Raw genomic sequence first — 24,369 nt, 5'->3', positions numbered from 1 at the left:
TTGCTAGCCTGCGTATATTCATGCTGGGCTCCAGGAGGGAATGCCATGGTATTGCGAGTAGCGGTCGCGGGCGCGAGCGGGTACGCGGGCGGCGAGGTGCTGCGCCTGCTGCAGGCGCACCCCGAGGTGGAGATCGGCGCGCTGACCGGCGCCTCCAACGCGGGCCGGCCCCTCGGCGCGCTCCAGCCGCACCTGATCGGCCTGGCCGACCGGGTGCTGGAGCCGACCGACCCGCAGACGCTGGCGGGCCACGACGTCGTCTTCCTCGGCCTGCCGCACGGGCAGTCCGCCGAACTCGCCGCCCAGCTCGACGAGGACGTCCTGGTGGTCGACCTGGGCGCCGACCACCGGCTGAAGTCGGCGGCCGACTGGGAGCGGTTCTACGGCTCCGCGCACGCCGGGACGTGGCCCTACGGCCTGCCCGAGCTGCCCGGCCACCGCGAGGCGCTGCGCGGCAGCAGGCGGATCGCCGTCCCCGGCTGCTACCCGACCGCCGTCAACCTCGCCATGTACCCGATGTACGCCGCGGGCCTGGCCGAGCCGGAGGCGGTGATCACCGCCGCGTCCGGCACCTCCGGCGCCGGCAAGGCCGCCAAGACCCACCTGCTGGGCAGCGAGGTGATGGGCTCGATGAGCCCGTACGGCGTCGGCGGCGGCCACCGGCACACCCCGGAGATGTCCCAGGGCCTGTCCCCGGTCGCGGGCGAGCCGGTCACCGTCTCCTTCACGCCGACGCTGGCGCCGATGCCGCGCGGCATCCTCGCCACCTGCTCGGCCAAGGCGCGGCCCGGCACCACCGCCGACGGGCTGCGGGCGGCCTACGAGAAGGCGTACGGCGACGAGCCGTTCGTCCACCTGCTGCCCGAGGGCCAGTGGCCGCACACCTCGTCGGTGTACGGCTCGAACGCGGCCGTGCTGCAGGTGGTGCTGGACGAGCACGCCGGGCGGATCATCGCGATCAGCGCGATCGACAACCTGGTGAAGGGCACCGCCGGCGGCGCGGTGCAGAGCATGAACATCGCCCTCGGCCTCCCCGAGGAGCTCGGCCTCCCGCTGAACGGAGTCGCACCGTGACCACCCCCCAGGACCAGAACACCGGCGTCACCGCGGCCAAGGGCTTCCGCGCGGCGGGCGTCACGGCCGGCATCAAGGCGTCCGGCAACCCGGACCTCGCGCTGGTCGTCAACGACGGCCCGCTGCACGCCGCGGCCGGCGTCTTCACCTCCAACCGGGTGCACGCCGCGCCGGTCAAGTGGTCCCGCCAGGTGCTGAACGACGGCGAGTTGGCCGCCGTGGTCCTCAACTCCGGCGGCGCCAACGCCTGCACCGGCCCCGAGGGCTTCCAGGACACCCACGCCACCGCCGAGAAGGTCGCCGCCGAGCTCGGCGTCGGCGCGATCGAGGTCGCGGTCTGCTCCACCGGCCTGATCGGCGTCCGGCTGCCGATGGACAAGCTGCTGCCCGGCGTCGAACTGGCCGTCGCCGCGCTGTCGGAGACCGGCGGCGAGAGCGCCGCGATCGCCATCAAGACCACCGACAGCGTGCACAAGACCGCCCAGGCCACCGCCGCCGCGGGCTGGACGGTCGGCGGCATGGCCAAGGGCGCGGGCATGCTCGCCCCCGGCCTGGCCACCATGCTGGTCGTGGTCACCACCGACGCCGTGGTCGACTCCGCCGCCCTGGACGACGCGCTGCGCGCCGCCACCCGCACCACCTTCGACCGGGTCGACTCCGACGGCTGCATGTCCACCAACGACACCGTGCTGCTGCTGGCCTCCGGCGCCTCCGGGGTCGCCCCCGAGCAGGCGGAGTTCGCCGAGGCGGTGCGCGCCGTCTGCGCCGACCTGGCCCGCCAGCTGATCGGCGACGCCGAGGGCGCCTCCAAGGACATCCGGATCGACGTCGTGAACGCCGCCACCGAGGCCGAGGCCGTCGACGTCGCCCGCACCGTCTCCCGCAGCAACCTGCTCAAGTGCGCCATCCACGGCGAGGACCCCAACTGGGGCCGGGTGCTGTCCGCGATCGGCACCACCTCCGCCGCCTTCGACCCGGACCGGCTGGACGTCGCCATCAACGGCGTCTGGGTCTGCCGCGACGGCGGCGTCGGCGAGGACCGCGACCTGGTCTCGATGAAGGACCGCGAGGTCGTCATCACCGCCGACCTCAAGGCCGGTCGGGCCTCGGCCAGCATCTGGACCAACGACCTGACCGCCGAGTACGTGCACGAGAACAGCGCCTACTCCAGCTGACCCCAGGGGGACGACCCACCGCCATGCAGATCGCACCCAAGGGCGAACAGGCCCGCAGCAACGCCGCCCTGCCCAAGGCCCGCACCCTGATCGAGGCGCTGCCCTGGCTGGAGCGCTTCCACGGCAAGACCGTGGTCATCAAGTTCGGCGGCAACGCCATGGTGGACGAGGACCTCAAGGCCGCGTTCGCCCAGGACGTCGTCTTCCTCCGGTTCGCCGGCCTGCACCCCGTCGTGGTGCACGGCGGCGGCCCGCAGATCAGCGCCCAGCTGGAGAAGCTCGGCCTGGAGTCCTCGTTCACCGCCGGCCTGCGGGTCACCACCCCCGAGACCATGGACGTGGTCCGGATGGTGCTCGCCGGGCAGGTCCAGCGCGAACTCGTCGGCCTGCTCAACACGCACGGCCCGTTCGCCGTCGGCATGACCGGCGAGGACGCCCACACGATGACCGCCGCCAAGCGCTACGCCGTGGTCGACGGCGAGCAGGTCGACATCGGCCTGGTCGGCGACATCGTCAACATCGAGGCCGGCGCCGTGAAGGCGCTGATCGCCGACGGCCGGATCCCGGTGATCTCCTCGATCGCCCGCGGCACCGACGGCCACGTCTACAACATCAACGCCGACACCGCCGCCGCCGCCATGGCGGTCGCGCTCGGCGCCGAGATGCTGGTGGTGCTCACCGACGTCGAGGGCCTCTACAAGGACTGGCCCGAATCCGACGACGTGATCAGCCAGTTGAACGCCAGCGAGCTGGAGGAGATGCTCCCCACCCTGGCCTCCGGCATGCTCCCCAAGATGGAGGGCTGCCTGCGCGCCGTCCGCTCCGGCGTGGGCACCGCCCGCGTCCTGGACGGCCGGGTCCAGCACAGTCTGCTGCTGGAGATCTTCACCGACGAGGGCATCGGCACCATGGTCGTGCCCGACGACGACGGCACCGTCCTGGGGGGCCTGGCATGAGCGGCAACGACAGCATCACCGCGCGGTACCAGCAGAGCCTGATGAACAACTACGGCACCCCGCGGATCCCGCTGGCGCGCGGCGAGGGCTCGTACCTCTGGGACGCCGACGGCACGCGGTACCTCGACCTGGTCGGCGGCATCGCCGTCAACGCGCTGGGCACCGCCCACCCCGCGATCGTCGAGGCGGTGACCCGGCAGATCACCACCCTGGGCCACGTCTCCAACCTGTTCATGGCCGAGCCGACCATCGAACTCGCCGAGAAGCTGATCGAGCTGTCCGGACGCCCGGGCAAGGTCTTCTTCTGCAACTCCGGCACCGAGGCCAACGAGGCCGCCTTCAAGATCTCCCGGCTGACCGGCCGCACCCACCTGGTCTCGCTCCAGGGCGCCTTCCACGGCCGCACCATGGGCGCCCTCGCGCTCACCGCCCAGCCCGCCAAGCAGGACCCGTTCAAGCCGCTGCCCGGCGACGTCACGTACGTCCCGTTCGGCGACGTGGAGGCCCTGCGCGCCGCCGTCACCACCGACACCGCCGCCGTCTTCCTGGAGCCCATCCAGGGCGAGAACGGCGCCATCCCGCTCCCGGACGGCTACCTGGAGGCCGCCCGCGAGATCACCCGGGCCACCGGCACCCTGCTGGTCCTGGACGAGATCCAGACCGGCACCGGCCGCACCGGCCACTGGTTCGCCCACCAGGCGTACGAGGGCGTCGAGCCGGACGTCGTCACCCTCGCCAAGGGCCTCGGCGGCGGCCTGCCGATCGGCGCCGTGCTGGCCTTCGGCCCGGCCGCCGACCTGCTCGGCCCCGGCCACCACGGCACCACCTTCGGCGGCAACCCGGTGGTCGCCGCGGCCGGCCTGGCCGTGCTGCGCACCATCGAGGAGCAGGGCCTGCTGGAGCACGCCGCCAAGCTCGGCGAGCGGCTGCGCTCCGGCGTCGAGGCGATCGGCGACCCGCTGGTCGACCACGTCCGGGGCAAGGGCCTGCTGCTCGGCATCGTGCTGACCGCGCCGGTCGCCGCCCGGGTCCAGGCCGCCGCCCAGGAGGCGGGCTTCCTGGTGAACGCCGCCACCGCGGACGCCGTCCGGCTGGTCCCGCCGCTGGTGCTCACCGAGGAGCAGGCCGACGCCTTCCTCGCGGCGCTGCCCGCCATCCTCCGGACGGTCCGCGAAGCCGCCCCCGACGCGAACAGCTGAGCGTCTTTCAGGAGAATCATCAGTTATGACCGAACACCGACCCGAGCCCGCGACCCCCGCCAACGGCCCCACGCCGCAGGTCCCGCAGACCCGCACCGCGCGCCACCGGCGGATCGTGGACCTGCTGACCCGTCAGCCCGTCCGCTCGCAGAGCCAGCTCGCCAAGCTGCTCGCCGACGACGGGCTGGTGGTCACCCAGGCCACCCTCTCCCGGGACCTGGACGAGCTCGGCGCGGTGAAGATCCGCAACCGGGACGGCGCGCTCATCTACGCCGTCCCGGCCGAGGGCGGCGACCGCACCCCGCGCGCCCCGATGGGCGAGTCCGCCAGCGAGGCCCGGATGGCCCGGCTGGCGGGCGAGCTGATGGTCTCCGCCACCGCCTCCGGCAACCTGGTGGTGCTGCGCACCCCGCCCGGCGCGGCCCAGTTCCTGGCCTCCGCGATCGACACCGCCGAGGTGTTCGAGATCCTGGGCACCATCGCCGGCGACGACACCGTGCTGCTGATCAGCCGCGACGCGGCGGGCGGGCAGGCGCTCGCCGACCACCTGATGCAACTCGCCCAGGCCAAGTCGCAGTAGTTCCGGGCTGTTTTAAACACGCTGTGCGGTACTGGTTTGTGAACTCATACGCGGTGGTGCATACTTATGCCTAACGCCGCATGGAACCTGTGTTGTGAATGGAGATAGCCGTGACCGATCGCGTCGTACTCGCCTACTCGGGCGGTCTGGACACGTCCGTCTGCATCGGCTGGATCGCCGAGGAGACCGGCGCCGAGGTCATCGCGGTCGCGGTCGACGTCGGCCAGGGCGGTGAGGACCTCGACGTCATCCGCCAGCGCGCGCTCGACTGCGGCGCCGTCGAGGCCGAGGTCGCCGACGCCCGCGACGAGTTCGCCAACGAGTACTGCCTGCCGGCCCTCAAGGCCAACGCGCTGTACCAGGGCCAGTACCCGCTGGTCTCCGCGCTCTCCCGCCCGGTGATCGTCAAGCACCTGGTCGCCGCCGCGCAGAAGCACGGCGCCACCACCGTCGCCCACGGCTGCACCGGCAAGGGCAACGACCAGGTCCGCTTCGAGGTCGGCATCCAGTCGCTGGCCCCGAGCCTGAAGTGCATCGCCCCGGTCCGCGACTACGCGATGACCCGGGACAAGGCGATCGCCTTCGCCGAGGCCAAGAACCTCCCGATCGTCACCACCAAGAAGAACCCCTACTCGATCGACCAGAACGTCTTCGGCCGCGCCGTCGAGACCGGCTTCCTGGAAGACATCTGGAACGCCCCGATCGAGGACGTCTACGAGTACACCCAGAACCCGGCCACCGAGCGCGCGGCCGACGAGGTCGTCATCACCTTCGAGGCGGGCGTCCCGGTCGCGATCGACGGCCGCAAGGTCACCGTGCTCCAGGCCATCGAGGAGCTGAACAAGCGGGCCGGCGCCCAGGGCGTCGGCCGCCTCGACATGGTCGAGGACCGCCTGGTCGGCATCAAGTCCCGCGAGATCTACGAGGCCCCCGGCGCGATCGCCCTGATCACCGCCCACCAGGCCCTGGAGAACGTCACCGTCGAGCGCGAACTGGCCCGCTACAAGCGGCAGGTCGAGCAGCGCTGGGCCGAGCTGGTCTACGACGGCCTGTGGTTCTCCCCGCTCAAGCGCGCCCTGGACGGCTTCGTCAACGAGGCCAACCAGCACGTCTCCGGCGAGATCCGGATGGTCCTGCACGGCGGCCGCGCCGTCGTCAACGGCCGCAAGTCGGACCAGTCGCTGTACGACTTCAACCTCGCCACCTACGACACCGGCGACACCTTCGACCAGTCCATGTCCAAGGGCTTCATCGAGATCTTCGGCCTGTCCTCGAAGATCGCCGCCCGCCGCGACCTGGCCTGATCCACCGGCAGCACCCCGCCCCGGCCGCCCGCGGCGGCCGGGGCACCGCCACACCCAGACCCACCCCTCGAAGGAGCCCACGCGATGACCGCCGACCAGCCCGCAGACGTCCGCCTCTGGGGCGCGCGCTTCGCCGACGGCCCCTCCGAGGCCCTGGCCAAGCTCTCCGCCTCCGTCCACTTCGACTGGCGGCTCGCCCCGTACGACATCGCCGGCTCCAAGGCGCACGCCCGGGTCCTGCACAAGGCCGGGCTGCTCGCCGACGCCGAGCTCGACGGCATGCTGGCCGGCCTCGACCAGCTGCTGGCCGACGTCGAGTCCGGCGCCTTCACCGGCACCGTCGCCGACGAGGACGTGCACACCGCGCTGGAGCGCGGCCTGCTGGAGCGCCTCGGCGCCGACCTCGGCGGCAAGCTCCGGGCCGGGCGCTCGCGCAACGACCAGATCGCCACCCTGTTCCGGATGTACCTGCGCGACCACGGCAAGGCCATCGGCGCGCTGGTCCTCGACCTCCAGGAGGCCCTGGTCGGCCTCGCCGAGGCGCACCCGGCCACCGCGATGCCCGGCCGCACCCACCTCCAGCACGCCCAGCCGGTGCTCTTCGCCCACCACGTGCTGGCCCACGTCCAGGCCCTCGGCCGGGACGCCGAGCGGCTGCGGCAGTGGGACGCCCGCACCGCCGTCTCCCCGTACGGCTCCGGCGCGCTGGCCGGCTCCTCGCTCGGCCTCGACCCGGAGGCCGTCGCCGCCGAGCTCGGCTTCGAGCGCGGCTCGGTCGGCAACTCGATCGACGGCACCGCCTCGCGCGACTTCGTCGCCGAGTTCGCCTTCGTCACCGCGATGATCGGCATCAACCTCTCGCGGATCGCGGAGGAGATCATCATCTGGAACACCAAGGAGTTCGGCTTCATCACGCTGCACGACGCCTTCTCCACCGGGTCGTCGATCATGCCGCAGAAGAAGAACCCCGACATCGCGGAGCTCGCCCGCGGCAAGTCCGGCCGCCTGATCGGCAACCTGACCGGCCTGCTGGCGACCCTGAAGGCCCTGCCGCTGGCCTACAACCGCGACCTCCAGGAGGACAAGGAGCCGGTCTTCGACTCCTGCGACACCCTGGAGGTGCTGCTCCCGGCCTTCACCGGCATGGTCGCCACCCTGACCGTGCACCGCGAGCGGCTGGAGGAGCTGGCCCCGGCGGGCTTCTCGCTCGCCACCGACATCGCCGAGTGGCTGGTCAAGCAGGGCGTCCCGTTCCGGGTCGCGCACGAGGTGGCCGGCGCCTGCGTCAAGGTCTGCGAGGCCGAGGGCATCGAGCTCGCCGACCTGACCGACGCCCAGTTCGCCGCGATCTCCCCGCACCTCACCCCCGAGGTCCGCACCGTCCTGTCGGTGCACGGCGCCATCGCCTCCCGCGACGGCCGCGGCGGCACCGCCCCCTCGGCGGTCGCCGTCCAGCTCGCCGAGGTCAAGCAGGACCTCGCCGTCCAGCGGGCCTGGATCGGCTGAGCCCGGTCCGCCGTTCCCCGGGCCGCCGCCCGCCCCCGGGCCTACCCTTGAGCCATGGCCGAAGCAGCCGCCGCGCTCGCCGAGGGGTTCCGGGGCGAGATCCTGGTGCCCGGGGACGCCGGGTACGACGCGGCCCGCGCGGTGTGGAACGCCGCCGTGGACCGGCGGCCGGAGCTGATCGCCCGCTGCACCGGCGTCGCGGACGTGCTGCTGGCCGTCGCGGTGGCCCGGGAGCACGGCCTGCCGGCCGGGGTCCGCGGCGCCGGGCACGGCCTCGCCGGGCTGGGGACCTGCGACGGCGGGCTGCTGATCGACCTGTCCCGGCTGACCGGCGTCCGGGTCGACCCGGCCCGCCGGCTGGCCCGGGCGCAGCCGGGGGTGACCTGGGGGGCGTTCGACCACGAGACGCAGGCGTTCGGCCTGGCGACCACCGGCGCGCCGTACTCGGGCGCCGGGATCGCCGGGGCGACGCTCGGCGGGGGAGTCGGCTGGCTGGCCCGGGCGTACGGGCTGACCTGCGACAACCTGGTGGAGGCGGACGTGGTGACCGCCGACGGGCGGCTGCTGACGGCGAGCGCCGCCGCCCACCCGGAGCTGTTCGCGGGGCTGCGCGGCGGCGGCGGCAACTTCGGGGTGGTGACCTCGTTCACGTACCGGCTGCACCGGGTCGGCCCGCACGTGCTGTGCGGCGCGCTGTACGTGCCGGTGGAGCTGCTGGCGCCGACCCTGGCCGCGGTGCGCGACTTCATGGCGGACGCCCCGGACGGCCTGACGGTGGGCGTCGAGTTCGGCCGCCCGCGCGGCGTCCCGCGGCTGCCGGACCGGACGGCGCTGCGGATCGGCCTGTGCTGGTCCGGCCGGGCCGACCGGGGCCGGGAGGCGGTCGCCCCGCTGCGCGCCCTGCCGGGGGTGGTCGCCGACACCGTGCAGACCCGCCCGTACGCGCTCTGGCAGCGGATGCTGGACGCGGACCGGGGCCCGGGCGCGGGCAACTACGGCCGCTCCGAGTTCCTCTCGGTGCTGGACGGCGCGGCGATCGACCGGCTGGCCGCCCGGGTGGCGGCGATGCCCGGCCCGCAGGCCCGGCTGCAACTGGCCTTCCTGGGCGGCGCGGTGGCCCGGGTCGGCCCGGACGACACCGCCTACACGCACCGGACGGCGCCGTACCTGCTGAACGCGGTGGGGCGCTGGACGGACGGCCCGGCCCGGCCGCAGGTGGAGTGGGCGCGGGAGTGCTGGGAGGCGATGCGCCCCTTCTCCTCCGGCGGCGCGTACGTCAACCTGATGGGCCAGGAGGGGCAGGCCCGGGTGGTGGAGGCGTACGGGCTGGCGAAGTACGAGCGGCTGGTCGCGCTGAAGGACCGCTACGACCCGGCGAACCTGTTCCGGTTCAACCAGAACATTCGGCCGAGCGGGTGAGGACGCCACCCGAGGGGGCGTGACGCTCGCCACGTCGGGCGTCCGGAAGGTTGAGAACAGCCGGCGCCTGGGTAGAGCGGTGGCGAACGTCTCTCTTGACGGTCGTCCGGCCGCCCGGATACTGAGCGTGAGCGCGTCAGTCCCGGTGACCCGGACCACCGTCCGGCGGGACGCGTCGCGCTTCTCCCGGGCCGGGCCGATCCCCGTCCGGGCACACCTCGGAACAGGAACCGGTGCCAGACCCTCACTCGCACGCGCCGGGCACTTAACGATGGAGGCCCCCGCACATGGGCATGAGTGTGATCATCGCAGCGGCACGACCGGAAGAGGCGGAGCAGATCCTCAAGCTCCAGTACCTCGGCTACCAGAGCGAAGCGGAGCTGTACGGCGACTGGACGCTGGAGCCGCTGACCCAGACCCTGGAGAGCCTCCAGGCCGAGCTGTCCGAGCACCGGGTGCTGGTGGCCCGGCTCGGCGACGAGGTGGTGGGCAGCGTCCGCGGCTGGGTGGACGAGAACGGCGTCGGCCAGATCGGCCGGCTGGTGGTGCACCCGCGGATGCAGCGGCACGGCCTCGGCCGCCGCCTGCTGGAGGGCCTGGAAGCCCAGCTGACGGCCGACGGCGCGGCGGGCGGCTTCGAGCTGTTCACCGGCCACCGCAGCCTAGGGAACCTGCGGCTGTACCGCAGGCTCGGCTACCGCGAGACCGAGGTGCGCGAGGTGTCGCGCCGGCTGTCGATCGTGACACTGGCCAAGCCGGTGCCCGCCACCCTGGCCGCCTGACCCGCCTGACAGCATCCTGCGGCGCCCGACCCGAACGAGGGGTCGGGCGCCGCAGTGCTTGTGCCGCAAGGGTCGTGTCCGCAGTGTGGACGCCGAGTCCCGGAAAATGGGACGTGGACCAAATGTCTGATTTACTGGGTTCCATGACCACGACGACGACATGCATCCCCACCGGCGCGACGCCGGCAGGTGAGTCGCGCATGTGCTGCCGTCGAATGTGTCGCCGCTGAGGCACTCGCCCGGCACCCGTTGACGCCCCGTCCGCTGATGACTCGTTAGGGCCACGCCCACAGGCGGCCCGGCCGACCGGCGGACATGATCGTAGCGACGCCGGCCGCCCGCTCTTCCCCCGGCACCCGCGTGCCCCTCCCGCCACTGGCGCGGACGCCCCACGGCTGTCCGCAGACGAACAACGGAAGCAGCTGTGATCACCACCAACGGCCTGACCAAGGTCTACCGCTCCCAGGACCGCGAGGTCCGGGCGCTGGACGACGTCGACCTGCACGTGCGGCAGGGCGAGGTGTTCGGGGTCGTCGGCACCAGCGGCGCCGGCAAGTCCACCCTGATCCGGTGCGTCAACCTGCTGGAGCGGCCCACCTCCGGCACCGTCACCGTCGACGGCGTGGAACTGACCGCGCTGTCCGGCAGCGAGCAGCGCGCCGGGCGCGAGCTGCGCGCCGCCCGGCAGCGGATCGGCATGGTCTTCCAGCACTTCAACCTGCTCTCCTCGCGCACCGTCCAGGACAACGTCGAACTGCCGCTGGAGATCATCGGCCTGGACCGCCGCGAGCGCCGCCGCAAGGCCGCCGAACTGCTCGACCTGGTCGGCCTCGCCGACAAGGCCCGCAGCTACCCCGGCCAGCTCTCCGGCGGCCAGAAGCAGCGCGTCGGCATCGCCCGGGCACTGGCCGGCGACCCCAAGGTGCTGCTCTCCGACGAGGCCACCAGCGCGCTCGACCCGGAGACCACCCGCTCGATCCTCAGGCTGCTGCGCGAGCTCAACCAGCAGCTCGGCCTGACCGTCCTGCTGATCACGCACGAGATGGAGGTCATCAAGTCGGTCTGCGACTCGGCCGCCCTGATGCGCGGCGGCCGGGTCGTCGAGGCCGGGCAGCTCACCGACCTGCTCGCCGACGGCCACTCGCGGATCGCCCGGGACCTCTTCCCGCTCGGCGACTTCGGCACCGGCGGCGACCCGGAGCGCACCGTCCTGGAGATCACCTTCCAGGGCGACGCGCCCGCCCAGCCGTTCGTCTCCCAGCTGGCCCGCACCTACCAGATCGACATCAACATCCTCGGCGCGGCCGTCGAGACCATCGCCGGCCGGCTGGTCGGCCGGATGCGGGTCGAACTGCCCGGCAGCCACACCGACAACGTGGTGCCGATCGGCTACCTGCGCCAACAGGGCCTCCAGGTGGACGTCCTCGACCTGTCGAACGGAGCGGCGGCATGACCTGGGACCAGATGCAGGAACTCATGTGGCCCGCCACCTGGGAGACCTTCGGCATGGTCGGCATCGCCGGCCTGGCCAGCCTGGTGATCGGCCTGCCGCTCGGGCTGCTGCTGGTGCTCACCGACCGGGGCGGCCTGCTGCAGAACCTGGCGGTCAGCCGGGTGCTCGGCACGGTCGTCAACCTCGGCCGCTCCATCCCGTTCGTGATCCTGATGGTCGCCGTGCTCCCGCTCACCCGGGCGGTCGCGGGCACCACGCTCGGCTGGCAGGCCGCCAGCGTCCCGCTCGCGATCGGCGCGATCCCGTTCTTCGCCCGGCTGGTGGAGACCGCGATCCGCGAGGTCGACGGCGGACTGGTCGAGGCGCTCAAGTCGATGGGCGCCGGCACCGGCACCATCGTCCGCAAGACCCTGCTGCCCGAGGCGCTGCCCTCGCTGGTCGCCTCCGCCACCACCACGGTGATCGCCCTGATCGGCTACTCCGCGATGGCCGGCACGGTCGGCGGCGGCGGCCTCGGCGACCTCGCCATCCGCTACGGCTACCTGCGCTTCGAGACCGCCTTCATGTGGGTCATCGTCGCCGAGCTGGTCGTCATCGTCACCGCGATCCAGCTGCTCGGCGACTTCGCCGCCCGCCGGCTCTCGCACCGCGGCGACTACCGCAGCCCGCTCGGCTTCTTCCGCTCCGCCACGGCCAAACCGGACGGCACCGAGGAAGACCTGCTCTCCTCCCGCTGACCCGACTCCTCCGCCCCTCCGCTCCTCCGCTCCTCCTCCCACCGACTTCCCGTCCCCGCACCACGGGACGGGCACCCCCGGCCCCACCAGGGCCGTTCGCATCCCGCAGAAAGGCACTTTTCGTGCGTAACGTCCTGAAGACCACCGCCCTGACCGCCACCGCCGCCGGCCTCGCGCTCACCCTCGCCGCCTGCTCCTCGGACTCCGGCTCCGGCTCCGGCGCCTCCGCCGACCCGAACAAGCCCCTGGTGGTCGTCGCCAGCCCCACCCCGCACGCGCAGATCCTCAAGTTCGTGCAGGACAACCTGGCGGCCAAGGCCGGCCTCAAGCTGGACGTCAAGGAGGTCACCGACTACGTGACCCCCAACACCTCGGTCCAGGACGGCTCCGCGGACGCGAACTACTTCCAGCACCAGCCCTACCTGGACGACTTCAACAAGAAGAACGGCACCGACATCGTCTCGGTCGAAACCGTCCACCTGGAGCCGCTCGGCGTCTACTCCAAGAAGGTCAAGAGCGTCGGCGAGCTCAAGGACGGCGCCCAGGTCGCCGTCCCCAACGACGCCACCAACGAGGGCCGGGCGCTCAAGCTGCTCGCCGCCAACAACGTCATCACCCTCAAGAGCGGCGCCGGCACCACCGCCACCGTCCAGGACATCGCCACCAACCCGAAGAACCTCAAGTTCAAGGAGCTGGAGGCGGCCCAGCTGCCGCGCTCCCTCGACGACGTCGACGCCGCCGTCATCAACGGCAACTACGCGCTGGGCGCCAACCTCAAGCCCGCCACCGACGCCCTGGTGCTGGAGAAGGCCGAGGGCAACCCCTACGCCAACATCCTGGCCGTCAAGAAGGGCCACGAGAGCGACCCGCGGGTCAAGAAGCTCGCCGAGCTGCTGCACTCCGACGAGGTCAAGAAGTACATCAACGACAACTTCCAGGGCGCCGTCATCCCGGCGTTCTGACCCCTCGCCCGACCGTCCGGCACCCCCTCGGTGCCCCCGGCCTCCCCGCCGGGGGCACCGTGCTGACGAGCCGTGAGGTGCGGAGCGGGTACGCTGGCACGCCCGACGAAGGGGCGGGGCGTACGGTGTGTCCACGACCCGGCGAGGAGAGACGGCATGGTTGCGAACTTCCCCGAGACAGCGATCAGCACCGAACGGCTGCTGCTGCGCGCCCTTGAGGAGCAGGACGCCCCCGGACTGACCGCCATGCTCGGCGACGAACTCGTCCAGACCTGGACCGGCCACCCCCGCCCCTACCGGCCGGACGACGCCCGCGAACTGATCACCCGGCACGCCCCCGAACGGCGGGCCCGGGGACGCGGAATCGTCTTCGCCGTCACCGAACACCTCACCCAGCGGCTGGTCGGCCTGCTCGAACTCGACCGCACCGACTGGCACCTGCGCGCCACCGAGGTCCGCTTCGTCACCGCCCCCTGGGCCCGCGGCGAGGGCTACGCGCCCGAGGCCGTCCTCGGCACCGCCCAGTGGCTGTTCGAGGACCGCGGCTTCCAACGCCTCGAACTGCGCACCGCCGCCGGCAACACCGCCGCCCAGCAGGTCGCCCAGAAGACCGGCGCGATCAGCGAGGGCGTGCTGCGCAACGCCGCCATAGTCCGCGGCGGCGAATGGGGACCAGGCCCCGAGGAGCACACCGACCTGATCGTGTGGAGCCTGCTCCCCGAGGACCTCGACCCGCCGGAACCGGTCCATCCCGACGACCGCTACCACGCGCTGCCCCGCTGACGCCCCGGCCCGCTGACGCCCCGTCCCAGCCTGCTGACGCCCCGCCCCGCCGCGCGCCTCTCCGCGCCCCTCCGTACCTCTCCGCGCCCCTCCGCGCCCCTCCGCGCGCGGAGTCCGCACGTCCGTACGCCCGTTGTTCACACCCCGGCGCGCGCCACGGCTCCGCACCACCCCGGCCAGGCGGTAGCCTCTGCCCAGGGAGCGCCCCCGGCGCACCCCACCAGGGGCGGACACGGCGTAGGGAGAACAGCCGCAGATGGCTGACCGGATCACGGTCATCGGGTGGGACGGCACCCCACTGACCCAGGCCGCCGCCGGCGCGCTCGCCGGAGCCACCCTGGTCGCCGGGGCGGGCTACCAGCTCGCCGCCCTCCCCGTCCCCGAACGCGCCGAACGCATCGGCCTCGCCGACCTGCGGGCCGCCGCCCGCCGGATCGCCGACCACCGCGGCACCGCCGTCGTCGTCGCCGAGGGCGACCCCGGCTTCTTCGGCGTGGTGCGCACCCTGCGCCGCCCCGAGTACGGCCTCGAACTCGAAGTGCTGCCCGCCGTCTCCTCGGTGGCCACCGCCTTCGCCCGGGCCGGCATGGCCTGGGAGGACGCCCAGGTGGTCTCCGCCCACGGCGGGCGCCTGCGCCGCGCGGCCAACGTCTGCCGGGCGCACCCCAAGGTCGCCGTCCTCACCACCGGCGGCGCCGGCCCCAGCGAACTCGCCCTGATGCTGCGCGGCGTCCCCCGCACCTTCGTGGTCTGCGAGGCGCTCGGCACCTCCGAGGAGGACGTCACCGTCCTCACCTCCGAACGCGTCCCCGACCACGACTGGCGCGACCCCTCCGTCGTCCTGGTCATCGGCAACGTCCCGCCCGCCGAGGCCGCCGCCGGCTGGCTGGCCGGCAAACCCCTCGACCACCCCGGCGCCCAGCGCGGCTGGGCGCTCCCCAGCCAGGCGTACGCCGGAGCGGACGCCGAGGCCCGGCGCCCCCGCGCACTCCCGCCGCACGTCCGCGCGCTGGCCCTGGCCCGGCTCGCCCCCGCCCCCGGCGACCTGCTCTGGACGGTCGGCGCCGGGGACGGCGCGCTCGCCGTCGAAGCCGCCCGGTTCGGCGCCGCCGTGGTCGCCGTCGAGGCCGAGCCCGCCGACTGCGCCCGGATCTCCGCCAACGCCCGCAAGGCCGGCGTCGAGGTCGAGACCGCCGCCGGCTCCGGCCCCGAGGTGCTCGGCGCCCTCCCCGAACCCGACGCCGCCGCCGTCGAGCACGGCGGCCCCGCGATGGTCCGCGCCATCGCCGCCCGCAAACCCGAACGCCTGGTCGCCGTCGCCCGCACCCTCGCCGAGGCCACCGAGACCCGGCACATCCTGGACGGCGCCGGCTACCGCACCGACGGCCTGCTGCTCCAGTCGGCCCCCCTGCGCGCCGAACCCGCCGACGGCGCCGGACCCTCCTTCGGACGCGGCGACTACACCCTGCTGATCTGGGGCGAACCGTACGACTGAGCTCCGGAAGAGCTCCGAACGCGCCCCCGCGCGCTGTCCGGACCAAGGGGTACGGTGATCCCGGTCGCATCCGGACACGGTTTCGAGATCGGCCCCGGTTACGGCCGGTAGGGTTTCCCCGGGGGACCAACCCGTCGAAGCAGCACCGCGTCCGATCAGGTCCGGTTGCAGCCCATTTGACACGTTGCACCCCGGAACGGCCCGCTTCGCGGGCATTCGACGTGGTGCGCACCCGCCCGGAAGAATGCCGTGAGGGTCCGGAGCGGCCGCGCGGTCGTGCCGGTTGCCCGGGGCCGTCGTTGTTTCTGATGGCACGCCACCCGTGCGGGTGACGGCCGGTGGAGTAAGGGACGGGTCGGTGCGGTTCCGTTCCGGCGAAGTGGGCGGGGCCTCCGGGGACCTCGCCGAGGACGCGCAAGCGGCCTGGAAGGAGCATTGACATGACCGACGGCGGCCACGCCCCCAGCGCCGGTCCCCTCGCGCCCGAACCCGGGCCCGGCGGACCCGTTCCGGAGCCCCACCTCGGCGCGCCCCTCCAGCCCGCCGCGCCGGTCGCACCCGGTGCGCCCGCTGTACCCGGTGCGCCCGGTGCGCCCGGTGCGCCCGGTGTGCCTGGTGCACCCGCCGGGTCCTGGCACGGCGACCAGCGGCCCGCGTACACCTTCCTCGACCAGCCCGACGGCGACGAGGACGACGACGTCCTGCTGATGCCCGGCCCGCAGACCGCCTGGGGCGACGCCGTGCAGCCCGCCGCCGAGGGCGCGGAGGCGGCCGAAGCCGCTGCCGTGCCCGCTGGTGTTGCCGGTGTTGCCGGTACTGCTGGTGTCGCTGGTGTCGAGCAGCCGCCCGGCACGCCCGTCGCGCCGTCCTGGCCGCCGCTCGAACCGCCCGTCCTCACCCTCGCCGTGCCGGTCGAGGCCGCCGTGCCGGCCGCGCCCGCCGCGGTCGAGGCGCCCGCCGAGGAGGACGCCGCCGGCACCCTGCACCTCGGCGCCCCGCAGGCGCAGCCCGCTGCCGTCCAGCAGCCGGTGCCGCCGCAGCCGCGCCGCCCGCTGCACGCCGGACCGCCGATCCCGGACCCGTCCCTGATGACCGGTCACGTCCCGGTCCGCTCACTCGCCGACCGTGGCCCGTCCGTGCCCGGCGGCACGCCCGCGTACGGGGTGCCGGTGCCGGTTGCCGAGCCGGTGCAGCAGGCGGCGACGCCCGCGCAGGGTGTGCCGGTGCCGGTCGCGGTGCAGGCCGTCCCGGTGCCCGCGCCCGTGCAGCCGGAGGTGGTGGAGGCCGCCGCGGCCGTCGTCGCCGCCGTGCCGGTCGAGGCCGCGCCCGCCGCGAGCCTGGCCCCGGTGTTCGTCGAGCCGGTGGCCGAGGCGACCCCCGTCGCGGAGCCGGTCGCCGTCGAGCCCGCTGCCGTGCCCGCTCCCGCGACCGAGGCTGAGGCCGAGGCGGTGTCCGAGCCGGCCGCCGCCGAGGCGGTCGAGGTCGTCGAGCCCGCTGCGGCCGTCGTCGCCGAGCCCGCTGCGGCCGAGACCGAGCCTGAGACCGAGCCCGCTGCGGCCGAGGTCGTGAACGCGGAGACGGTGAGCGGCGAGGCCGTCGCGGAGCCGATCCCCGACGCGGCCGCCAAGTCGTCCGGACGGGGTGCGCACCGGCGCATCTCCGCCTTCCTCGCCGCGCCCGCCGGCCTGCCGCTGCTGGAGCCGGAGACCCCGGCCGCCGAGCCCGCCCCCGCCGAGGCCGTTGCGGTCGAGCCCGCCGTCGCCGAGCCGGTCGAGGCCGTGGACGCCGTCGAGCCCGTCGCCGTCGAGTCCGTCGCCGTCGAGTCCGTCGCCGTCGAGGTGGCGCCCGAGGCCGTCGAGGCCCCCGCCGAGGAGCCGGCGACCGAAGCCGAGCCCGCTGCGGAGGCCCCCGCCGAGCAGCCCGAGGCCGCGCAGCCCGAGCCCGCTGCCGAGGTCCAGGCCGAGGCCGAGGTCGCCACCGAGCCGGTCGCGCCGGTCGAGCAGCCCGAGGCCCCGGTCGAGGCGCCGGTCGTCGAGGTCGAAGCCGCGCCCGTCGCCGCCGAGCCCGAGGCAGTCGAAGCCGCCGCGCCCGTCGCCGCCGAGCCCGAGCCCGCCGTCCAGGCCCAGTCCGAGGCCGAGCCCGTCGCCGCCGAGGCCGAGCCCGAGGCCGGTCCCGTCGCCGAGGCCGAGCCCGAGGCCGGTCCCGTCGCCGAGGCCGAGCCCGAGGCCGGTCCCGTCGCCGAGGAGGAGCGCCCGCCCGCCGCGCCCGGCTACGACGAGGCCGGCCGGGAGGCCGTGCACCAGGTGATCCGGGAGCGGCGCGACATCCGCAACGGCTTCCGGTCGGACGCGATCCCGCACGAGGTGCTGATCCGGGTGCTGGAGGCGGCGCACACCGCGCCCAGCGTCGGCTACTCGCAGCCGTGGGACTTCGTGGTGATCCGTTCCGCGAAGACCCGCCGGAGGATGCACGAACTGGCGGAGCGCCAGCGCGAGGCGTTCGCGGACTCGCTGCCCAAGGGCCGGGCGAAGCAGTTCAAGGAAATCAAGATCGAGGCGATCCTGGAGACGCCGGTCAACATCGTGGTGACCGCCGACCGCACCCGTGGCGGCCGGCACACCCTGGGCCGGCACACCCAGCCGCAGATGGCCCCGTACTCGGCCGCGCTGGCGGTGGAGAACCTGTGGCTGGCGGCCCGGGCCGAGGGCCTGGGCGTCGGCTGGGTGAGCTTCTTCGACGAGGAGGAGCTGGTCCGCGAGCTCGGCCTGCCCGAGCACCTGGAGGTCGTCGCCTACCTGTGCGTCGGCTACGTGGACGCGTTCCCGGACGAGCCGGAGCTGCAGCAGCAGGGCTGGGCGAAGAAGCGTCCGCTCTCCTGGGTGGTGCACGAGGAGCAGTACGGCAACCGCGCGCTGCCCGGCGAGGAGCCGCACGACCTGCTGTCCGACACGCTGCGCGGCATCCGCCCGCTGGACGCCAAGGCGCTCGGCGAGGCGTGGGACCGGCAGAAGCGGATGACCAAGCCGGCCGGTTCGCTCGGCGTGCTGGAGCTGATCGCGGCCCAGCTGTCCGGCCTGGCCCGGCAGTGCCCGCCGCCGATCCCGGAGCCCGGCTGCGTGGCGATCTTCGCCGGCGACCACGGCGTGCACGCCCAGGGCGTCACCCCGTGGCCGCAGGAGGTCACCGCGCAGATGGTCGGCAACTTCCTGGCCGGCGGCGCGGTGGTCAACGCCTTCGCCGCGCAGGTCGGCACCGAGGTGTGCGTGGTCGACGTCGGCGTGGCCGCCGAACTGCCGGACGCGATCCAGCAGGGCCGCACCACCGGCCTGCTGCCGCGCAAGGTCAAGCCCGGCACCGACGACATGACCCAGGGCCCGGCGATGAGCCGGGACGAGGCGCTGCGCGCGATCGAGGTCGGCATCGAGACCGCCCGCGACCTGGTCGCGGCCGGCAACAAGGTGCTGATCACCGGCGACATGGGCATCGCCAACACCACCGCGTCCGCCGCGCTGATCTCGGTCTTCACCGAGACCGACCCGGCCGAGGTGACCGGGCGCGGCACCGGCATCGACGACGAGACGCACCTGCGCAAGGTCGAGGTCATCCGGCAGGCCCTCGACCTGCACAAGCCCGACCCGGCCGACCCGATCGGCGTGCTGTCGGCCGTCGGCGGCCTGGAGCACGCCGCGATCGCCGGGTTCCTGCTCGGCGCGGCCTCGCTGCGCGTCCCGGTGATCCTGGACGGCGTGATCGCCGGTTCGGCCGCCCTGGTCGCCAAGGCGATCGCCCCCGAGGTGCTGGCCGCCTGCATCGCCGGGCACCGCTCCGCCGAACCCGGCCACCAGACCGCGCTCGCCAAGCTCGGCCTGCGCCCGCTGATCGACCTCGACCTGCGGCTCGGCGAGGGCACCGGTGCCCTGCTGGCCCTCCCGCTGGTGCAGAGCGCGGCCCGGGCGATGCACGATGTAGCCACCTTCGACTCCGCCGGAGTCACCGAGAAGGTCTGACCCGCCGTTCCCGGCCGCCCCGGCCACCCCCACCAGTGCGAGAGGGGGCGGCCGGGGCCCCCACCCGTACCGGCTCAAGGGCGCGCCGGCACAGGGCTCCCGCCCACGGGCCGTCCGGCCCGCCGCCGGACCGCCCAGCACCGCCGCCACCCAGGAGCTCCCCCTCATGACCGCGCCCACGCCGCACCCGTCCACCCAGGGCCTCACCCCGTACCCGGTCGGGCTGCTGCTCGCCGGCCGCCGCGTCGTCGTCGTCGGCGGCGGACAGGTCGCCCAGCGCCGACTGCCCGCGCTGATCGCGGCCGGCGCCGAGATCCACCTGATATCCCCGGCCACCACCCCCGCCGTCTCCGCGATGGCCGACGCCGGCGAGATCACCTGGCACCAGCGTCCGTACGCGGACGGCGACCTCGCCGACACCTGGTACGCCCTGGTCGCCACCGACGACCCGGCGGTCAACACCGCCGTCTCCGCCGAGGCCGAGCGCCTGCGGGTGTTCTGCTCGCGCAGCGACGACGCCTCCGCCGCGACCGCCTGGACGCCCGCCTCCGGCCACGACTCCGGCGCCACCGTCGCCGTCCTCACCGGCGACCCCCGGCACTCCGCCGCGCTGCGCGACTCGATCGTGGCCGGCCTGCGCGACGGCTCCCTCGCCGCCCGCCAGTACCGCGCCCGCGGCGCCGGCGTCGCCCTGGTCGGCGGCGGGCCCGGCGACCCCGACCTGATCACCGTCCGCGGCCGCCGCCTGCTCGCCGACGCCGACGTGGTCGTCGCCGACCGCCTCGCCCCCCGCGAACTGCTCGCCGAGCTGCCCCCGCACGTCGAGGTGATCGACGCCTCCAAGATCCCGTACGGCCGCTACATGGCCCAGGAGGCGATCAACCGGACCCTGATCGAGCACGCCAAGGCGGGCCGGTTCGTGGTCCGCCTCAAGGGCGGCGACCCGTACGTCTTCGGCCGCGGCGGCGAGGAGCTGCTCGCCTGCGTCGAGGCGGGCGTTGCGGTCACGGTCGTCCCCGGCATCTCCTCCTCGATCAGCGTCCCGGCGGCCGCCGGCATCCCGGTCACCCACCGCGGCCTGACCCACGAGTTCACCGTCATCTCCGGGCACGTCGGCCCCGGCGACCGCTCGCTCACCAACTGGGCGGCCGTCGCCGGGATGACCGGCACCCTGGTGCTGCTGATGGCCGTCGACAAGATCAGCGCGATCGCCGCCGAGCTCGTCGCCCACGGCCGGGCCGCCGACACCCCGGTCGCGGTCGTCCAGGAGGGCACCACCGCCGGCCAGCGCCGGGTCGACGCCACCCTCGCCACCATCGGCGCCACCGTCGAGGCCGAGGGCGTCAAGCCCCCGGCGGTCATCGTGATCGGCGACGTGGTCCACGTCCTCGGCGGCTAGCCGGACGGCGCGCGCAGCGGGAAGGGGAACGGCCGCGGGCCGTTCCCCTTCGTCGTTTCCGGCCGCCGGGCCGCGGCCGCCGGGCTTGGGCGACACGCCGCCGGGCTCGGGCAACACGCCGCCGAGCTCAGGCGACACGCCGCCGGGCTCGGGCGGCAGGCTGCCCGGTCGGGGCGGTCCGGACGGTCCGGACGGTCCGGGCGGCGTGTCGCAGGTCGCGGGCGGCCAGGGCGATCATGACGGCGGGGATCAGCAGGTCGGTGGCCAGGATGCCGCCGGTGTTCCCGGCCGCGTGGTCGCCGTGGGCGAACCACTGGTGGAGGTGGCCGGCCGCCGCGCCCTGCGCCCGCTGGAGGCCGAGGGGTACGTGGCGGTCGACATCGACCCGGCCCACCGCCGCCGCCTGGTCACCCTCACCCCGCTCGGCCTGGCCGCCTTCCTGGCCGAGGGCAAACCGCTGGAGGAGGAGTTCCGCGCCGCCCTGCTGGAATCCGGCTTCCCCTACGAGCGGTACCTCGCCGACACCCGGCGGCTCGCCGCCCTGCTCGCCCCCGCCCCCGCCGCCGCCCCCGCCGCCCCCGTCCCGGTACGGCGCCCGGCGGGGAAAGCCGGGGAGGCCGGCTGAGCGCGGGCCGCGGCACCCGGCCCCGACGTGCGAAAATCGTCCGGTGTCCGAGCCACTCACCGTCACCGACGCCGCCGACCCCCGGCTGAGCGACTACACCGACCTGACCGACGTCGAACTGCGGCGCCGGCGGGAGCCCGCCGAGGGACTGTTCATCGCCGAGGGCGAGAAGGTGATCCGCCGGGCGCTCGCTGCGGGCTTCCGGATGCGGTCGATGCTGCTGACCGCCAAGTGGCTCGGCGTGATGGCGGACGTCATCGAGGGGACGGACGCCCCCGTCCACCTGGTCGACCCGGTCCTCGCCGAACGGGTCACCGGCTACCACGTGCACCGGGGCGCGCTCGCCTCGATGGAGCGCAAGCCGCTGCCCGGCGCGCCCGAGGTGCTCGCGGGGGCCCGCCGGGTCGCCGTCCTGGAGGGGCTGGTCGACCACACCAACCTCGGCGCGATCTTCCGCTCCGCCGCCGCCCTCGGCATGGACGCGGTGCTGCTCTCGCCGGACTGCGCCGACCCGCTCTACCGGCGGGCCGTCAAGACCTCGATGGGCGCGGTGTTCTCCGTCCCGTACGCCCGCCTCGACCCCTGGCCGGACGCGCTCGGCGCCGTCCGGGACGCCGGGTTCGAGCTGCTCGCCCTGACCCCCTCCGGCGCCGAGGACTTCACCGCCGCCCGCCCGCACCTGCTGCCCAAGGCCGCGCTGATGCTCGGCGCCGAGGGCGACGGCCTCACCCCGAAGGCCCTCGCCGCCGCCGACCAGCGGGTGCGGATCCCGATGGCGCACGGCATCGACTCGCTGAACGTCGGCGCGGCCGCCGCGATCGCCTTCTACGCCGTCAACCACGGCTGACCGGCCCGCCCGGGAGGCGCGTCGGCGAGCCCCCGGGAGGCGCGGGAGGCGGGCCTCAGGCCGCGGCGAACAGCGCCGCGTCCGCGTCGTCCAGCACGAAGCCGTTGTCGAAGCGCACCCGCACCGACGAGCGCGGGCCCAGCTCCCCGTACGCCCGCCAGCTCGGCTCCAGCTCGGCGAGCTGCGCCTCCAGCCGGCGCAGGCTCTCGGCGGGCATGGTGTGCCCGTAGTCCTCGAACAGGGCCCGCAGCCGCTCGTACTCGCGCACCTCCTCGGGCGGCGGCAGCTCCCCGGTGACCCGGACGACGGTGCCCTCGACGCCCGCGCCCAGCAGCAGGAAACCCGCCGGCGGGCCGTCCGCCCCGACGGACGCCCCGACGGACGCCCCGACGGACGCCCCGCCCAGCGCCAGGTCGTCGAGCAGCCTGACGCGCTCTCCCTCCACCAGGGCCATCGTCCCCGCACCTCCCGGATCACCGTCCGCCGCCGCCGGGACCGGCCGCGGTCGGACCCACTGGGCCGCGCCCACTGGTCACCCCCATTATCGGACGGCCGACGGACCACCGGACTTCCCTCCGCACCGGGTCCTCCGCTAGACAGTGCGGTGTGATCATCACCCTTGGAGAGCGCGCCCTCGCCCGACTCCGCGACTACGCCCGACTGCCCGGCTACCGGGGCCCGTTGGTGCTGGCCGCCCTGCTCGCCGCGGTGCTCTGCCTGCCGCACGGCTCAGTGCACGGCGCGCTGATGGTGGCCTGCGTCCTGGCCGGCTTCCTCGGCACGCTGCTGACCGTGCTCTTCGTACCGGTCACGCTCCCGCTGCTGGCCCTCGTCCTGCTGCCCGCCGGCTGGCTGGCCCACCGCCACCGCGCCCGGCTGCGGCCGCCCGCCCGCCCCGGCAACAGCGTCCTGCTCGGCTGCGCGCTCGGCGTCACCGCCCTGCTGCTCGGCTGCAGCGTGCCCGGCGCCGACTACGGACTGCTCGGACTCGGCGCGTTCACCCTGCTCGCCCTGCCCGGCGGCTGGCTGCTCTGGCAGCAGACCCCCTGGGCCCACCGGGACGCCCCCGCGCCTGGCCGGTGGCGCTGGGCCGCCGTCCCGCTGCTGCTCACCGCCGGCGCCCTGCTGATCCACTACGACGTCCCGGCCGACGCCCGGTTCGCGGCCTCCCGCGACACCCTCACCACCCACGCCCGGCACACCCTCGCCACCGGCTCCACCGACGCCGCCTGGGTGGCCGGCTACCGCCTCGAACACGCCGAACTCGCCTCCGGCGGCGTCACGTTCACCATCGCGGGCGCCGGCGTCTTCGCCCCGCACGGCTACGCCTACCTCCCGCAGGGCCTCCCCGCCAAGCCCACCGTCTCCTACACGGACCTCGGCGGCGGCTGGTACAGCTGGTCGGGCGCCGACCACTTCTGAGCCGGCCGCTGCCACGCCACGCCTTCCTACGCGGCCCGGCGGGCCGCCGGCGGGCTGATCGGTTGCGGCGCCGGCCGCCGCGGGTCGTGGTGCCGGCGGCCGGTCAGGTCGCCGACCCGCAGCACCAGGTCCGGCGCCGGGGGAGCGGGCCACAGCGTCAGCCGGTGCTCCTCCACCGCGCGGGCCGCCGTGTCCGCCTCCCGCCCCCGGTCCCGCCCCCGGGTCTGCACCCGCACCCGGTACCAGCCGCGCCCGGCCCGCGCCAGGTTCCCCGGCCCGGCGACGTCCACCCCGTCCCAGGCCCGTAGCCGCAACTCGCCGCTGCTGTACAGCGACAGCTCCACCACGCTCTCCCACTCCGGCCCCGGCTCCGGCGGCCGCCCCCCGGCGCTCCCCACCGCCAGCCGGACCAGCCCCGTGTGCGTCCCGCACAGCACCGTCAGGTGGTCCGGGCAGCCCGCGGCCACGCCGTTCCCGTGGAACAGCCGGTCCAGCGCGTGTGCGTCCCAGCCGTCCGGCAACTCCGGTCCGTACAGGAAGTACTGGCAGTACGCGACGTGCATCGCGTCGGTCGTCCACATCATGCGCACATGCTGCCGCCCCGTACTGACAAGCCGTCACCGCGCGTTCGGCCCCCTCCGGTA

General features: G+C 74.5%; 22 protein-coding genes. 19 read left to right on the top strand and 3 right to left on the bottom strand.

The annotated features are described in order from the left end of the window. Positions 1–45: 45 nt before the first annotated feature. From argC to cobA, 16 genes are all read left to right on the top strand, one after another. Positions 46–1,074 (top strand): N-acetyl-gamma-glutamyl-phosphate reductase, encoded by a 1,029-nt coding sequence (gene argC / locus KSE_RS07270; protein WP_014134636.1) that lies wholly within the window; start codon positions 46–48, stop codon positions 1,072–1,074. Continuing rightward, entirely contained in the window at positions 1,071–2,249 is a 1,179-nt protein-coding gene (gene argJ, locus KSE_RS07265; RefSeq protein WP_014134635.1) for a bifunctional glutamate N-acetyltransferase/amino-acid acetyltransferase ArgJ, read from the top strand. Before argC ends, argJ begins: the two co-directional genes overlap by 4 nt. A gap of 23 nt (positions 2,250–2,272) precedes the next feature. Beyond that, the gene (gene argB, locus KSE_RS07260; protein ID WP_014134634.1) at positions 2,273–3,205 is read left to right on the top strand and encodes an acetylglutamate kinase; all 933 of its coding nucleotides are present in this window, start codon (positions 2,273–2,275) and stop codon (positions 3,203–3,205) included. After that, positions 3,202–4,404 (top strand): acetylornithine transaminase, encoded by a 1,203-nt coding sequence (locus tag KSE_RS07255; protein WP_014134633.1) that lies wholly within the window; start codon positions 3,202–3,204, stop codon positions 4,402–4,404. Before argB ends, KSE_RS07255 begins: the two co-directional genes overlap by 4 nt. A gap of 25 nt (positions 4,405–4,429) precedes the next feature. After that, positions 4,430–4,984 carry an arginine repressor gene (locus tag KSE_RS07250; protein ID WP_014134632.1) on the top strand — a complete coding sequence of 185 codons (555 nt, stop codon included), beginning with the start codon at positions 4,430–4,432 and terminating at the stop codon, positions 4,982–4,984. A 110-nt stretch (positions 4,985–5,094) separates the two neighbouring features. Continuing rightward, a complete protein-coding gene (locus KSE_RS07245; RefSeq protein WP_033258152.1) occupies positions 5,095–6,288 on the top strand; it encodes an argininosuccinate synthase in 1,194 nt (397 codons plus the stop codon). 84 nt (positions 6,289–6,372) lie between these two features. Continuing rightward, a complete protein-coding gene (gene argH / locus KSE_RS07240; protein WP_014134630.1) occupies positions 6,373–7,794 on the top strand; it encodes an argininosuccinate lyase in 1,422 nt (473 codons plus the stop codon). A gap of 54 nt (positions 7,795–7,848) precedes the next feature. Continuing rightward, positions 7,849–9,213 (top strand): FAD-binding oxidoreductase, encoded by a 1,365-nt coding sequence (locus KSE_RS07235; RefSeq protein ID WP_014134629.1) that lies wholly within the window; start codon positions 7,849–7,851, stop codon positions 9,211–9,213. A 287-nt stretch (positions 9,214–9,500) separates the two neighbouring features. Then, on the top strand, positions 9,501–9,995 hold the full coding sequence (locus tag KSE_RS07230; protein WP_014134628.1) for a GNAT family N-acetyltransferase: 495 nt from the start codon (positions 9,501–9,503) through the stop codon (positions 9,993–9,995). A gap of 424 nt (positions 9,996–10,419) precedes the next feature. Continuing rightward, positions 10,420–11,448: a methionine ABC transporter ATP-binding protein gene (locus KSE_RS07225; protein WP_014134627.1), complete on the top strand. Its 1,029-nt coding sequence runs from the start codon at positions 10,420–10,422 to the stop codon at positions 11,446–11,448. Next, entirely contained in the window at positions 11,445–12,185 is a 741-nt protein-coding gene (locus KSE_RS07220) for a methionine ABC transporter permease (protein ID WP_014134626.1), read from the top strand. The genes KSE_RS07225 and KSE_RS07220 overlap by 4 nt, the downstream gene beginning before the upstream one ends. A 122-nt stretch (positions 12,186–12,307) precedes the next feature. After that, on the top strand, positions 12,308–13,147 hold the full coding sequence (locus tag KSE_RS07215; protein WP_014134625.1) for a MetQ/NlpA family ABC transporter substrate-binding protein: 840 nt from the start codon (positions 12,308–12,310) through the stop codon (positions 13,145–13,147). Positions 13,148–13,303: 156 nt separating this feature from the next. Next, entirely contained in the window at positions 13,304–13,930 is a 627-nt protein-coding gene (locus KSE_RS07210) for a GNAT family N-acetyltransferase (protein ID WP_014134624.1), read from the top strand. 256 nt (positions 13,931–14,186) lie between these two features. Next, the gene (gene cbiE, locus KSE_RS07205) at positions 14,187–15,425 is read left to right on the top strand and encodes a precorrin-6y C5,15-methyltransferase (decarboxylating) subunit CbiE (RefSeq protein WP_014134623.1); all 1,239 of its coding nucleotides are present in this window, start codon (positions 14,187–14,189) and stop codon (positions 15,423–15,425) included. A 608-nt stretch (positions 15,426–16,033) separates the two neighbouring features. Next, positions 16,034–19,432, top strand: a complete 3,399-nt coding sequence (gene cobT, locus KSE_RS07200) for a nicotinate-nucleotide--dimethylbenzimidazole phosphoribosyltransferase (RefSeq protein WP_014134622.1) — start codon at positions 16,034–16,036, stop codon at positions 19,430–19,432. 166 nt (positions 19,433–19,598) lie between these two features. Then, positions 19,599–20,831 (top strand): uroporphyrinogen-III C-methyltransferase, encoded by a 1,233-nt coding sequence (cobA, locus tag KSE_RS07195; protein WP_014134621.1) that lies wholly within the window; start codon positions 19,599–19,601, stop codon positions 20,829–20,831. A 127-nt stretch (positions 20,832–20,958) separates the two neighbouring features. On the opposite strand, the gene KSE_RS07190 is transcribed toward cobA, so the two are convergent. Beyond that, entirely contained in the window at positions 20,959–21,225 is a 267-nt protein-coding gene (locus KSE_RS07190; RefSeq protein ID WP_033258151.1) for a DUF6790 family protein, read from the bottom strand. On the opposite strand from KSE_RS07190, the gene KSE_RS07185 reads away from it, so the two are divergent. After that, positions 21,199–21,456 carry a hypothetical protein gene (locus tag KSE_RS07185; protein ID WP_051055120.1) on the top strand — a complete coding sequence of 86 codons (258 nt, stop codon included), beginning with the start codon at positions 21,199–21,201 and terminating at the stop codon, positions 21,454–21,456. The two genes, KSE_RS07190 and KSE_RS07185, sit on opposite strands and share 27 nt — an antisense overlap. Before the next feature lie 43 nt (positions 21,457–21,499). After that, on the top strand, positions 21,500–22,303 hold the full coding sequence (locus KSE_RS07180; protein WP_014134619.1) for a TrmH family RNA methyltransferase: 804 nt from the start codon (positions 21,500–21,502) through the stop codon (positions 22,301–22,303). A gap of 55 nt (positions 22,304–22,358) precedes the next feature. On the opposite strand, the gene KSE_RS07175 is transcribed toward KSE_RS07180, so the two are convergent. Further along, the gene (locus KSE_RS07175) at positions 22,359–22,748 is read right to left on the bottom strand and encodes a hypothetical protein (RefSeq protein ID WP_407927430.1); all 390 of its coding nucleotides are present in this window, start codon (positions 22,746–22,748) and stop codon (positions 22,359–22,361) included. 161 nt (positions 22,749–22,909) lie between these two features. On the opposite strand from KSE_RS07175, the gene KSE_RS07170 reads away from it, so the two are divergent. Further along, entirely contained in the window at positions 22,910–23,725 is an 816-nt protein-coding gene (locus tag KSE_RS07170; RefSeq protein WP_014134617.1) for a hypothetical protein, read from the top strand. 26 nt (positions 23,726–23,751) lie between these two features. Here KSE_RS07170 and KSE_RS38195 read toward each other — a convergent pair whose 3' ends face one another. Then, positions 23,752–24,309 (bottom strand): hypothetical protein, encoded by a 558-nt coding sequence (locus KSE_RS38195; protein ID WP_014134616.1) that lies wholly within the window; start codon positions 24,307–24,309, stop codon positions 23,752–23,754. Between the last annotated feature and the right edge of the window lie 60 nt (positions 24,310–24,369).

It is taken from the genome of Kitasatospora setae KM-6054 (genome assembly GCF_000269985.1).
Classification (GTDB): domain Bacteria; phylum Actinomycetota; class Actinomycetes; order Streptomycetales; family Streptomycetaceae; genus Kitasatospora; species Kitasatospora setae.
The sequence above is the reverse complement of the archived record's forward strand: the minus strand, read 5'-3'. Positions and strand labels throughout refer to the sequence as shown.

Bases quoted from the DNA above. Each gene is read 5' to 3' on its own strand.
- KSE_RS07230 (WP_014134628.1), top strand. From the start codon at position 9,501: ATGGGCATGAGTGTGATCATCGCAGCGGCACGACCGGAAGAGGCGGAG.
- argB (WP_014134634.1), top strand. From the start codon at position 2,273: ATGCAGATCGCACCCAAGGGCGAACAGGCCCGCAGCAACGCCGCCCTG.
- KSE_RS07255 (WP_014134633.1), top strand. From the start codon at position 3,202: ATGAGCGGCAACGACAGCATCACCGCGCGGTACCAGCAGAGCCTGATG.
- KSE_RS07235 (WP_014134629.1), top strand. From the start codon at position 7,849: ATGGCCGAAGCAGCCGCCGCGCTCGCCGAGGGGTTCCGGGGCGAGATC.
- KSE_RS07210 (WP_014134624.1), top strand. From the start codon at position 13,304: ATGGTTGCGAACTTCCCCGAGACAGCGATCAGCACCGAACGGCTGCTG.
- cobA (WP_014134621.1), top strand. From the start codon at position 19,599: ATGACCGCGCCCACGCCGCACCCGTCCACCCAGGGCCTCACCCCGTAC.
- KSE_RS07220 (WP_014134626.1), top strand. From the start codon at position 11,445: ATGACCTGGGACCAGATGCAGGAACTCATGTGGCCCGCCACCTGGGAG.
- KSE_RS38195 (WP_014134616.1), bottom strand. From the start codon at position 24,309: ATGATGTGGACGACCGACGCGATGCACGTCGCGTACTGCCAGTACTTC.
- argH (WP_014134630.1), top strand. From the start codon at position 6,373: ATGACCGCCGACCAGCCCGCAGACGTCCGCCTCTGGGGCGCGCGCTTC.
- argC (WP_014134636.1), top strand. From the start codon at position 46: ATGGTATTGCGAGTAGCGGTCGCGGGCGCGAGCGGGTACGCGGGCGGC.
- KSE_RS07250 (WP_014134632.1), top strand. From the start codon at position 4,430: ATGACCGAACACCGACCCGAGCCCGCGACCCCCGCCAACGGCCCCACG.
- cbiE (WP_014134623.1), top strand. From the start codon at position 14,187: ATGGCTGACCGGATCACGGTCATCGGGTGGGACGGCACCCCACTGACC.